Source organism: Myceligenerans pegani (assembly GCF_014892515.1).
Lineage (GTDB): Bacteria > Actinomycetota > Actinomycetes > Actinomycetales > Cellulomonadaceae > Myceligenerans > Myceligenerans pegani.
This window is the reverse complement of record NZ_JADBGR010000098.1, coordinates 41,324-53,619: the sequence shown is the minus strand read 5'-3', so window position 1 is coordinate 53,619 and position 12,296 is coordinate 41,324. Positions and strand designations below refer to the sequence as shown.

The window sequence follows — 12,296 nt, the reverse complement described above, 5'->3', positions numbered from 1 at the left end:
ACGGTAAAGGCGGAGCGGGAAAGCTGCGACTTTTGCGTGGGTGAATTTTTAGGTGCCTCCAGCAGGACTCGAACCTGCAACCTACGGATTAGAAGGCCGTTGCTCTATCCATTGAGCTATGGAGGCGTGCGCCCGCAGGGGGCGCGGGCCTATCGTATCGATCCTGGCCCCGGAGTTGGACCAGGAGCGTGGACCAGTATGGTTGAGGCAGTCCGCGGCCGCCGTCCGGCGCGTCCCGGTTGGCAAGGGGCATGTGGAGATATCAGGATGAACCCGTGACTCTCGGAACGCGCTCCGCCGCGCTCGGCCGCCGGGGCGGCGTCGACCCCGACGTCGCCGAGCAGCTCGGCTTCACGGTGCACGACGTCGTCCAGGACCTCCGCGGCGACGTCGCCGCCGTGCGTCTGCCGCTTCCGATCGAGGGGGCCGACGACGCCGAAGCCTCTCGCGCGCGCCTCCTCGCGCAGCTCGACGAGCATCTGCTGCCCCGGCTCGCGGAGCTGTCCAGTCCCGCCCTCGTGGTGCTCGCGGGCTCCACCGGCGCCGGCAAGTCGACCATCTTCAACAGCCTCCTGCGCGGGGACATCTCCGACGCGGGGGTGCTGCGGCCCACCACCCGCGAACCCGTCGTGGGCGTGCACCCGCGGGACCGGGCGACGCTCAAGGCGGGGCCGGTGACCGAGCTCGCGCGGGTCGTCGAGCACGAGGGCGTGCCGCGCGGCACCGCCCTGCTGGACGCGCCCGACCTGGACTCGTTCGTCTCGCAGAACCGCAGCACGGCCGGCAAGCTCCTGGAGGGCGCCGATCTGTGGCTGTTCGTCACCACGGCCGCCCGCTACGGGGACGCCCTGCCCTGGGAGGCCCTCGACCGCGCACGCGAGCGGGGGGCGAGCGTGGCCATCGTGCTCAACCGGGTCGGCGAGGACGACCTCGCCACGATCCGCGGCGACCTGAACGCGCGCATGCGGGAGCGCGGCATGACGGACACGCCGTTGTTCGTGATCCCGGACGTCGGCCCGCACGAAGGGTTGCTCGACACCACGCTCGTCGCGGGGATCGGGCGCTGGCTGGCGATGATGGCCGGACCGGAGCGGTCCCGCACCGTGGTGGTGCGCACCCTCAAGGGCGCGCTCAAGGTGCTGCCGGACTGGGTGGAGGGGCTCGTGGAGGCCGTTGACGCGCAGGGCGCCGCGGCCCGGGAGCTACGCCGCGTGATCGACGTGGTCGTGCCCGACGCCGAGGCCGTGGCGCGAGCCACGATCACGGCCGGGACGGCCGGCGGCTCGCAGGTGTCCGCACGGTTCGCGGAACTCGTCGCGAGCCGGCGCATCGACCGCGTGACGGTGCGTGACGGCGTCGTGCGCGCGACGAAGCGCGCCGGGCGGGCCCGCTCCGAGGCGCTCGCGCCGCTGCGCGAGGAGTCCAGGAGGGCGGCCGAACGCTCGCTCGCCGCCGCCGGCGCCCGGACCGAGGAGCGGCTGCGCGCCGAGCTCGCCGGACCGGGGGCTCCCGCCGCGGGCGCCGCGGTGGCGCCGTCGGGCACGGAACGCGGGCGGACCCGCCAGGACTGGGCGGCCGAGCAGGCCGCCGCCTGGGTCGCCGAGGCCGACCGCCTCGTGGCGGGCCTCGGCGCGGAGGACGGCGACGCGGGCACGGACACCCCGGAATCCGTGGACGCGGCGGCGGCACAGGGCGCGCGACGCGCCTTCGGCGACGCCGGACTGGCGACGCTCCTGCTCGCCGCGGCGCTCGGGAACGAGGACTCCGCCCGTCTCCTGGGCAGGGTGCTGGACGACGCCGTCGACGACCTCGTGCGCCCGCTGCGCTCGGATCTGGCCGACCGTACCGCGCTAGCGGTTGCGGCCGAGGCCCGATCTGTCCAGAGTGCCCTTGAGATCCCCGCCCTCGCCGACGACGCGGCAGCCACGCTGCGCGTTCGGCTCGCCGAGCTCAGGAGGCTGACATGACGAGCGCCTCGACGCGGCCGCACGGCCGTGCCGGAGACGATGCCGCGCTGCGCGCCCGGACCGAGGACCTCGGCCGCGCCCTGCAGATAGCGGGTTCCCGGCTCGACGACGCCGTCTTCGGCCGCGTCGCGAGCGCCGTGGCGGGCGTGCGCGAGCGCATCGCGCTCGGGGTCGACCACACCGTCATCGCGCTCGCGGGAGGCACCGGATCCGGCAAGTCGAGCCTGTTCAACCGGATCTCCCGGCTCTCGTTCGCCGAGGTGGGCGTCAAGCGGCCCACGACGGCGAAGGTCTCCGCCTGCTCCTGGTCCGACGACGCCGCCGCGCTGCTGGACTGGCTCGGCGTCGAACGCGAGCGGCGCATCACCCGCGCCGGTGAGCTCGACGGGGCGGACGAGGACGGGTTCGGCGGCCTCGTCCTGCTCGACCTGCCCGATCACGACTCCGTCGCCCCGGGGCACCGCGAGATCGTGGACCGCGTCCTGCCCCTGGTCGACCTGCTCGTGTGGGTGGTGGACCCGCAGAAGTACGCCGACGACGCGCTGCACTCCGGCTACCTGCGCGGCGCGGGCGAGCGGCCCGGGTCGATGGTGGTCGCGCTCAACCAGATCGACACCGTGCCGGCGGGCCAGCAGGACAACCTGGCACGCGATGTGCAGCGCCTGCTGCGCGACGACGGCGTGGGCGAGGTGCCCGTGGTCCCGGTCTCGGCGAAGACGGGGTACGGCGTGCCGGAGCTGCGGGACCTGCTCGAGCGAGCGGTCCGACGGCGGTCGGTGGCCGCCGGGCGCGCGGCCGCCGAGCTGGACGCGGCCGCCGCCGCCCTGCTCGAGGAGACCCCCGCCGAGGTTCCCTGGCACACCTCCACCGTGCTTGCCGCGGAGACCGAGGCGCTGGGCGAGGCGGTCGGTCTCGCCCCCGTCGCCGCCCAGGTGGCCGCCTCCGTGCAGAACGGGTACGGGCGGCCCGAGTTCCCCGCGCCCGATCCGGACGCCGTCGCGTTGTCCCGCGCGCGCTGGCTCACCGGCGCGGGCGAGAACCTCCGGCCCGGCTGGCAGCGGTCGCTCGCGGAGTCCGTGGCGTCCGCCGAGCACGTCGGCGCGTCCCTCGCGACCGCACTGCGCGGCGTCACGCTGGACGTGCGAGGGCCCGCGTCGGCGCGTCCGCTGCGGCGGGTGGCACTCGCCTTCGTGGCCCTGGCCGTGGTGCTCGGCCTCGCCACCGTGCTGGCGTCGATGCAGGTGCTGCCCCTCGACGACACGACCTCGACCGTGCTCGGCGTGACCGGGGTCGTGGCGGCGCTCGCGGCGCTCGGCGTCTTCCTCGCGGCGACGCGGATCCGGCGGGCGCTGGCGAGACGCCGGGAGCAGGCCGTGCTCGCGGCGGGGAGGGCCGCCGTGGAGCGGGTCCTGGAGCGGTCGCTCGGGGAGCCCACGCAGCGGCTGCTCGACGAGCACCGGCAGGTGCGCGAGTTCGCCCAGTCCGCACGCGAGGAGGGACCCTCGGCGCCGTCCCGGGCCGGTCGGACACCGACCTCGGGTCGTGGAGACAGCGCTTCGTACACAGCCTCCGCTCCGACGCCCTCCGTGGAGGCGGCCCGCGCGTGATGCTGGTTCCGGCGCGCCGGCAGGGGGCCGGTGCGGCGGAGCGAAGGAGCGCGACGTGAGCAACGAGGTAAAGGTGACCGTGACGGGGAACGCGGGGAGCGATCCCGTGATCCGGCGGTCGGGCAGCGGCAACGAGTGGACCACGTTCTCGGTGGCGAGCACGCGGCGCATCCGGGACACGAACGGCGAGTTCTACGACGGCCCGACGATCTGGTTCCAGGTGAAGGCGTGGGGGCACGCCGCGGTGAACATCAGCAAGAGCGTCAAGAAGGGGCAGCCGGTGATGGTCGCCGGGCGGCTCGAGGTGGACGAGTGGGGCGACGAGGCGCGGCGGCGCACGAGCCTCGTGATCAACGCCGACTCCGTGGGGCCCAACCTCATGAAGGGACGAGCGGAGTTCCAGCGCGTGATCCCGGCCGACGAGCCTCCGGGCGCGTCCGGGAGCGAGCAGCGCGCGACGGCGGCGTCCGGATGGGGCGGGCTCGCGCGAGGCGTGCCGGACTCGGACGCCTGGGCGGCGATGACGGGCAGGGACGCGGCTGCCCGTCCGGACGGGGCGGGGGAGGCCGTGGAGGAGGCCGCGGCGCTCGCGGACGCGGCCGCCGAGGTCATGGCCGGACCGGACGGAGCGGCCGTGCCGGGTTCCGGCGACGACGACGGCGGCGAGGGGTGACGCTCGCGGTGGCGTCCCCGCCGCGGTCCACCGCGGCGGCTGGCACGACATCGCCGACCCGCGAGACCCCGAACGCGTAGGCTGGGGGACGACGACGCCCGTCGCGGCCGAGCGCGATGTGCGCGAGCAGGTCGCCGCGCGACGGGCGCAACCCCCTCCCAACCCTGTTGAAACGGTGGAACGAAGGCAGTGGCTGAGTTCATCTACTCCATGTACAAGGCGCGCAAGGCGCACGGCGACAAGGTCATCCTCGATGACGTGTCGCTGAACTTCTTCCCGGGCGCGAAGATCGGCGTCGTCGGCCCGAACGGGGCCGGGAAGTCCACGATCCTGAAGATCATGGCGGGCCTGGACACCCCGTCCAACGGTGAGGCCCGGCTGTCGCCCGGCTACTCGGTGGGGATCCTGCAGCAGGAGCCGCCGTTGAACGAGGAGAAGACGGTCCTGGGTAACGTCCAGGAGGCGGTCGCCGACATCCTCGCGAAGAAGGCTCGCTTCGACGAGATCTCCGCGCTCATGGCCGAGCCGGACGCGGACTTCGACGCGCTCCTCGCCGAGATGGGCACGCTCCAGGAGGAGATCGACGCGGCGGACGCGTGGGACCTGGACAACCAGCTCGAGCAGGCGATGGACGCGTTGCGCTGCCCGCCACCGGACGCGGAGGTGACGGTGCTGTCCGGCGGTGAGCGCCGCCGGGTCGCCCTGTGCAAGCTGCTGCTGGAGAAGCCGGACCTGCTGCTGCTCGACGAGCCGACGAACCACCTGGACGCCGAGTCCGTGCTGTGGCTCGAGCAGCACCTGGCGAGCTACCCGGGCGCCGTCCTGGCCGTCACGCACGACCGCTACTTCCTCGACCACGTCGCGGAGTGGATCTGCGAGGTCGACCGGGGGCGTCTCTACCCGTACGAGGGCAACTACTCGACCTACCTCGAGAAGAAGGGCGAGCGCCTCGAGGTCCAGGGCAAGAAGGACGCGAAGCTCGCCAAGCGCCTCAAGGACGAGCTGGAATGGGTGCGGTCCAACGCCAAGGGCCGCCAGACCAAGTCCAAGGCCCGCCTGCAGCGCTACGAGGAGATGGCGGCCGAGGCGGAGCGCACCAGGAAGCTCGACTTCGAGGAGATCCAGATCCCGGCCGGCCCGCGCCTGGGCTCCCTGGTGCTCGAGGCCGAGAACCTCCGGAAGGGCTTCGGTGACCGGACCCTGATCGACGGGCTCAGCTTCACGCTGCCGCGCAACGGCATCGTGGGCGTCATCGGCCCGAACGGCGTGGGGAAGACGACGCTGTTCAAGACGATCGTCGGGATGGAGCCGCTGGACGGCGGAACCCTGAAGATCGGCGACACGGTGTCGGTGTCCTACGTGGACCAGTCGCGCGGCGGCATCGATCCGGACAAGACGCTCTGGGAGGTGGTCTCGGACGGGCTGGACTTCATCAAGGTCGGCAACGTGGAGATCCCGTCCCGCGCCTACGTCGCCTCGTTCGGGTTCAAGGGCCCGGACCAGCAGAAGCCGGCGGGGGTGCTGTCCGGCGGTGAGCGCAACCGCCTGAACCTCGCGCTCACCCTCAAGCAGGGCGGCAATCTGCTCCTCCTGGACGAGCCCACCAACGACCTCGACGTCGAGACCCTGGGCTCGCTCGAGAACGCGCTGCTCGACTTCCCCGGATGTGCCGTGGTGGTCTCCCACGACCGGTGGTTCCTGGACCGCGTCGCCACGCACATCCTGGCCTACGAGGGCACCGAGGAGAACCCGGCGAACTGGTACTGGTTCGAGGGGAACTTCGAGTCGTACGAAGAGAACAAGGTCGAGCGGCTCGGCGCCGACGCGGCCCGCCCGCACCGCGTCACCTACCGCCGCCTCACCCGCGACTGAGGCGCGCGACCCCGTCGCCCGCCGCACGGTACGCACGACGCGAGGGAGCCGGCCGGCTGTCCGGCCTCCGGAACCACAGATGTCCGGAGGCCGAACAGCCGGCTGATTCGTTTCATGCGATGAATGACGTACATCGGATGACTCTTCGGCCGTGGATGGGTTTGCCGGGAATGGGGGGAGTCCGGGAGGATCGTCCTATGGTCTTTTCCGTGCCCCAGCCCGGGTGGCAGGATCTGCCACCGCCCGTTCGACAGCGCATCTCGGACGAGCTGGGGGCCCGGGTCCTCGGGTGGACGACACTGCCGATGAACGGCGTCGGCGGCGCGGCGGCGATGTCGCTCCAGACTGCCACCGGAACCCAGGTGTGCACCGTGGTGAACACGGCCGATCCGCGGGCCCAGGAACTGGCCCGGCGGGCGATCGACGTCGTCGCCGTGCTCCCGGCCGGGGCGCCCGTGCCCTCTCTGCTCTGGTGGTTCGACGAGGATCTCGGGCAGTTCGGACGATGGATCGTGGCGAGCTGGGGGATGCGCGACATCCGGCCGATCGGCGACGAGTGGACGGAGGAGGAGGTCGGGGCCGCCCTCGGCGTCCTGCGGGAGATCCGCGAGTTCGAGGCACCCGCCGACGGACCGTTCCTGGACAGCGCCGAGCTGTTCGGCGCCGGACCGTGGCGGCGCCTCGCCGAGGAGCGACCCGAAGGGCTGCGGAACTTCACCCCGTGGCTCGAACCGCGGCTGGAAGCGCTCGCCGAGATCGCCGTCCACAGCGCCGAGGCCGTGTCCGGCGACACTCTCGTCCACGGGTCGCCGACCCGGCACACGCTGTACCCGCCGCTGTCGCCCGACGGCCGGCCGGTGGCGGCGGCCTGGGCCCGCGCGGCACGCGGCGCGCCGTTCGTCGACACCGTCCTGCTCCTGGCCCACATCCGGGCGGAGGGCGGGCCGGCCCCCGAGGTGGTCCTCGCCAGGCACCCGCTGTCGTCCGACACGGATCCCGACGCCGTGACCTGCCTCGTCACCGCCCTGACCGGGCAGCTCGTCGAACAGGCGCTCCACCCGGAACGCGCCGAACCGGGGGAGCGGCCGTCCGTCCTGCGGGCGCACGCGAGCGTCTGCGTGGAGTGGCTCCGGCGCAGGCTCGGATTCTGACATCTACCGGGATCAGGGCGGCGCGTCCCACGGGTGTTCGGGTGAATTCGAACGCATCGGGAGTTGCCCGGGACGGCGCGGTGCCGGGATCATTCGTTCATGGCATCGCCCGCATCGCTCCGGCCCGGCTGGCCGGACATCCCGTCGGCAGTGCGAACCCGGGTGAGCGAGGCGATCGGTGCGCGTGTCCTGGGCTGGACGAGCCTGCCCGGCGGCCGCTCCGCGGGCGGGTACGAGCTCCAGCTTCAGGCCGGAGGAGTGAACTACTACGTCAGGGCGGCGGACAGCCACAACCCGGTCGGCCACCGCCGGCTCCGCGCCGAGCTCGGGTTCGTCCGGGCGCTGCCCGCGGGAGCACCCGTGCCGCCGCTGGTCTGGACCGTCGACGAGGAGGTCGGCGGGTACGGGAAGTGGCTCGCGCTCGGATTCGCGATGCCGCCCGTACGGCTCCCCGAGCTGCCGTGGGCGGACGCCGAGGTCGACGAGGCGCTCGAGCTCGCGTACGGCATCGGTGACATCGCCGTTCCCGGCCCGCACGCCGGTGGCAGCTTCCCGGCGTGGCAGGACCTGTTCGACACCGACGCCTGGACGCGCCTCGCCAAGGACCACCCCGCCGCACTCGCCTCGTTCGGGGCATGGCTGCCCGGCCGGGTCGAGGCGCTCGCCGAGCTTGCTCGCGAGGCGGCGGCAGGGCTCTCCGGCGACCGCCTGGGACATCACGTGCTGCGTCGCGAGGCGGTCTTCCTCGCGGCCGAGCGCGGCGCCATCCCGCCGCTCGCGGTCGACTGGGCGGTGTGCGGCGCCGGCCCGGCGTTCACCACGACCCTGTCGATGCTCGGCCTCATGCACGCCCAGGGCGGCCCGGCGCCCGAGCAGGCCCTGGCGATCCGGCCCTTCCCCGGCTCGTACGACGCCGACGAGGTCACCGCCTACCTGGCGGTGCTCGCGGGACACCACGCGTACGGATCGCTCCTGCCGCCCGATCCGGCGTCGCCGCTCACCCGGGCCGCCCAGCGCGAGCACGCCCGTGCCCTGACGGACTGGCTGCGCCGCCGCCTGCGGCGTTGAGGAGCGGAGCCGGACGCCGGGCTCTGCCGCCGCCACGAACCCGGTCGCCGGGGACCGGCCGCCCGAGCCCCGGCGTCACGAACCCGTCGTCACGAACCGGCCGCCACGAGCCCGCTCCACGGGACCGGCCTGCGCGCTTACGGCAGACTGTGCGCCATGACCGAGCAGCCCGACGACGTGCCCACGCCAGACCGCGGCGCCGCCGAGCCGGCCGGAGGAGCCGTGGGCGCCGCGTCGCCCGCGGACGATGCCGTCGGCGACCTCACGCGGTCGCTGGAGGGCCTGCGTACGCGGCTCGGGACGCTCCGCCTCCCGCTCGAGACACCCGGCGCCGACCGGGCGCGCGACGCGCGGCGCCGATCGGTCGACCAGCTGGACGACTACCTGCTCCCGCGCCTGCGGTCGCAGCAGGCCCCGCTCCTCGTGGTGGTCGGCGGGTCGACCGGTGCGGGCAAGTCGACCCTCGTGAACTCGGTCCTGGGCGAGGATGTCACGGTGCCGGGTGTCCTGCGCCCGACCACCCGCGCGCCCGTGCTGGTGCACCACCCGCTCGACGCCCGCTGGTTCACCGGCGACCGCGTCCTCCCGGGCCTGTCGCGCGTGACCGGCGCGGGCGGACCGCCGTCGGCCGGACGGACGACCGGCGGCGGCGCACCCGGCCCCGCGGAGCCGCGCACGCTCCGCATGGTCGCCAGCGAGACGCTGCCCCGCGGGCTGGCACTGCTCGACGCGCCGGACATCGATTCGGTCGAGCAGGCCAACCGCGACCTGGCGACGCAGCTCCTCGGCGCGGCCGACCTGTGGCTCTTCGTCACCACGGCGGCCCGCTACGCCGACGCCGTGCCGTGGGACCTGCTGACCTCGGCCGCCGAGCGGCGCGCCCAGGTCGCCATGGTGCTCGACCGGGTCGACCCCGGGGCCGAGGCCACCGTCGACGACCTGCGCGACCTCATGGCCGAGCAGGGACTGGGCGAGGCGCGCCTGTTCGTCGTCCCCGAGGCCGGGCTCACGCCCGAGGGCTACCTCCCGGAGCGGGCGGTGGCACCCGTCGCCGACTGGTTGACGGACCTCGGCGGCGACGCGGGCGCCCGGGCGCACGTCATCGCGGCGACCCGGGACGGCGTCGTCGACGACCTGGTGCGGCGCGCCGAGGACCTCGCGGACGCCGCCGACGCCCAGGAGGAGGCCGACGCCCGCCTGCGCGCCGTCGTCGCCGGCGCGTACGCCGACGCCGTCGCCCACGTGAACGCGGCGACGTCCGACGGCGCGTTGCTGCGCGGCGAGGTGCTCGCCCGCTGGCAGGACTTCGTGGGCACCGGGGAGTTCTTCCGCGCGGTGGAGCACGGGATCGGGCGCGTGCGGGACGCGATCGGCGGGTTCTTCCGCGGCAGGCCGCGGGAGGCGCCGCAGGTGGAGCAGGCGATCGCGCACGGCCTGGAGTCCGTGGTGCTCGACGCCGCCGAGGGTGCGGCCGAGCGGGCGTACGCCGGCTGGCGCGGGGACGCGGCCGGCCGGGCGCTGCTGGACGGCCTGGACCTGTCGCGGGCGTCGGGTGCGCTGCGGGCCGACGTCGGCGAGCAGATCCGCGGCTGGCAGTCCGACGTGCTGAACCTCGTGCGGGAGCAGGGTTCGGCCAGGCGCGGCACCGCGCGGGCGTTGTCCCTGGGCGTCAACGGACTGGGCGTGGCGCTGATGATCTTCGTGTTCGCCTCCACCGGCGGGCTGTCCGGGATCGAGGTCGGCATCGCCGGCGGTACGGCCGTCCTGGCGCAGCGCCTGCTGGAGGCCGTGTTCGGCGAGGACGCCGTGCGGCGGCTCGCCGTCGAGGCCAAGGAACGGCTCGGCGCGCGCGTGCGCGTCGTGATGGACGGCCAGGCCGCGCGGTACACCGCCCAGCTCGACGCCGTGGGCTCCGCCGACGCCGGAGGCGGGGCGCTGCGGGACGCCGCGCGTGCCGTCGCCGACGCCGCGTCGGCCGAGCGGGACTCCCGGGACTCCGCCGGGACCGGGAACGCCGCCGCGCCGGCCTCCGGCACGGAGGCGCCCGCGCGCGGACTGCGCGGGGCGGGCGCGGGCGGGTACGACATCGCCGGGGCTCCCGGGACCGGACCGGCCGGTGCGGCGACCGCCGTCGGGCCGCCGGGCCGGTCCGGTGCCGGACCGGGCGACGCGGACGGCTCCGGCACCGAGGAGGAGTCCGGCCGCCGGCGTGGCTTCTGGCATCGCCTGTTCGGCCGTGCGGAGGCCGGCCGATGAGCCGGCTCGACCTGGCCGCCCGGACCGCGGCCCTGGAGAACGCCGCCCACGAGGGCGAGGGGCGCCTCGCGCCGGAGCTGCTGGACGCAGCCCGGGCCGTGGCGGAACGGGCGCGCGAGCGCGGCGGGCTCTCGGCGGAGCACACGGTGGTGGCGCTGGCGGGGGCGACGGGCTCGGGAAAGTCGTCCGTGTTCAACGCGGTGGCCGGTCAGGACGTGGCCGTGACCGGCGTGCGGCGTCCGACCACGTCGCACGCCCTGGCGGCGTACTGGGGCGACGGCGCGGGACCGCTGCTGGCCTGGCTGGAGGTGGCACGGCACGTCGAGATGTCCGGGCCGCCGCCGGCCGACGACGCCACCGGCCTGGTGCTGCTGGACCTGCCGGATCACGACTCGGTCGTGGTGGACCACCGGCTGCGTGCCGAGGCCCTCGTGGGGCGTGCGGACCTGCTGGTGTGGGTGGTCGACCCGCAGAAGTACGCCGACGCGGCGCTGCACGAGGGGTTCCTCCGTCCGCTGGCGGGCCGGTCCGACGTCGTCGTGGTGGTGCTGAACCAGATCGACCGGCTGGCGCCCGACGAGACGAGGGCGATGCTCGCGGACCTGAAGCGGCTCGTCGCCGCCGACGGGCTCGACGGCGCGCGCGTGCTCGGCCTGTCGGCGGCGACCGGCGAGGGGATGGACGAGCTGCGTGCGCTGCTCGCGAAGGCGGCGAGGAAGCGCGAAGCCGCGACCGCGCGGCTGGTGGGCGACGAGCGCGCGGCGGCGTCGGACATCGTGGAGGCGTGCGGGGCGCAGCCGCCCGCGCGGGCGGCGGACCGCGCGCGCGGCGCGCTGCTGCAGGCCCTGGAGGACGCGGCGGGCGTGACGGTCGTGGTCGACGCCGTGCGAGCGACGGCGCGCCGGGACGCGCGGGCGGCGACCGGCTGGCCGCTGACCCGCTGGCTCGGGCGGCTCCGGCGGGATCCGCTGCGCCGGCTCGGGCTGCGCGGCGTCGAGCAGCGTGCCCCGCAGGGCCGGGAGGACCTGGTACGCACCTCGCTGCCGTCACCCGCGCCGGCGGTGCGCGCGGCGGCGGCGACGGGGGTGCGGCGGTACGTCGAGAGCGTGACCGACGGTGTGGCCGACTCGTGGGTGCTGGCCGCCCGCGCTCGCGCGCAGCAGGGCATCGACGATCTGCCCGATGCGCTCGACCAGGCCGTCGCGAGCACCCGGCTCGAGGCCGGCCGGCGGCCGCTGTGGTGGCGGGCCGTGAACGTGCTGCAGTGGACGCTGATCGCCGCGGTCGGCGCGGGGCTGGCGTGGCTGGCGGTGCTGTTCCTGTTCTCCTACCTGCGGCTGCCCGCGCCGCCGACGCCGGTCTGGACCGTGCCGGTGCCGTCCGGGGACGGCACCGAGGTGGTGTTCCCCGGCGCGACGCCCGGCCCGCCCGACGGGCTCGGCGTCGATCCGTTCCAGATCCCGTGGCCGACGCTGCTGGTCCTCGGCGGGTTGCTGCTCGGGGTGCTGGTGGCGCTGGTGTCGCGGGTACTCGCGGCGATCGGTGCCCGGCGCCGGGCCGCGGTCGCCCGCCGCCGGCTACGGGCGGCGGTGGCCGAGGTCGCCGACCGGCTGGTGCGGCGTCCGGTCGGGGAGGAGCTCGCGGCGCTCGGCCGGTGCCGGACCGCGGCGACGATCGCGGCGAGCTGACGGCGGGAGCGCCC

General features: G+C 75.0%; 8 protein-coding genes and 1 tRNA gene. 8 read left to right on the top strand and 1 reads right to left on the bottom strand.

Translation table 11 applies throughout. The features are described 5' to 3' along the window. Window positions 1-53: 53 nt before the first annotated feature. Window positions 54-126 (bottom strand) — tRNA-Arg (locus IIE03_RS16665). A 149-nt stretch (window positions 127-275) separates the two neighbouring features. Here IIE03_RS16665 and IIE03_RS16660 point away from each other — a divergent pair. The 8 genes from IIE03_RS16660 (at window position 276) to IIE03_RS16625 (ending at window position 12,282) form a co-directional block, all read left to right on the top strand. Beyond that, a complete protein-coding gene (locus tag IIE03_RS16660; protein ID WP_192863892.1) occupies window positions 276-1,967 on the top strand; it encodes a GTPase domain-containing protein in 1,692 nt (563 codons plus the stop codon). After that, window positions 1,964-3,574 (top strand): GTP-binding protein, encoded by a 1,611-nt coding sequence (locus IIE03_RS16655; protein WP_192863891.1) that lies wholly within the window; start codon window positions 1,964-1,966, stop codon window positions 3,572-3,574. Before IIE03_RS16660 ends, IIE03_RS16655 begins: the two co-directional genes overlap by 4 nt. Before the next feature lie 55 nt (window positions 3,575-3,629). Beyond that, complete coding sequence (locus IIE03_RS16650; protein WP_192863890.1) at window positions 3,630-4,247, top strand: single-stranded DNA-binding protein; 618 nt, start codon at window positions 3,630-3,632, stop codon at window positions 4,245-4,247. A 189-nt stretch (window positions 4,248-4,436) separates the two neighbouring features. Then, a complete protein-coding gene (gene ettA / locus IIE03_RS16645) occupies window positions 4,437-6,119 on the top strand; it encodes an energy-dependent translational throttle protein EttA (RefSeq protein ID WP_192863889.1) in 1,683 nt (560 codons plus the stop codon). Window positions 6,120-6,328: 209 nt separating this feature from the next. Then, window positions 6,329-7,270 carry a hypothetical protein gene (locus tag IIE03_RS16640; protein WP_192863888.1) on the top strand — a complete coding sequence of 314 codons (942 nt, stop codon included), beginning with the start codon at window positions 6,329-6,331 and terminating at the stop codon, window positions 7,268-7,270. A gap of 99 nt (window positions 7,271-7,369) precedes the next feature. Beyond that, window positions 7,370-8,338, top strand: a complete 969-nt coding sequence (locus IIE03_RS16635; protein WP_192863887.1) for a hypothetical protein — start codon at window positions 7,370-7,372, stop codon at window positions 8,336-8,338. Window positions 8,339-8,494: 156 nt separating this feature from the next. Beyond that, a complete protein-coding gene (locus IIE03_RS16630; RefSeq protein ID WP_192863886.1) occupies window positions 8,495-10,594 on the top strand; it encodes a dynamin family protein in 2,100 nt (699 codons plus the stop codon). Then, window positions 10,591-12,282 carry a GTPase gene (locus IIE03_RS16625; protein WP_192863885.1) on the top strand — a complete coding sequence of 564 codons (1,692 nt, stop codon included), beginning with the start codon at window positions 10,591-10,593 and terminating at the stop codon, window positions 12,280-12,282. Before IIE03_RS16630 ends, IIE03_RS16625 begins: the two co-directional genes overlap by 4 nt. Window positions 12,283-12,296 lie beyond the last annotated feature (14 nt).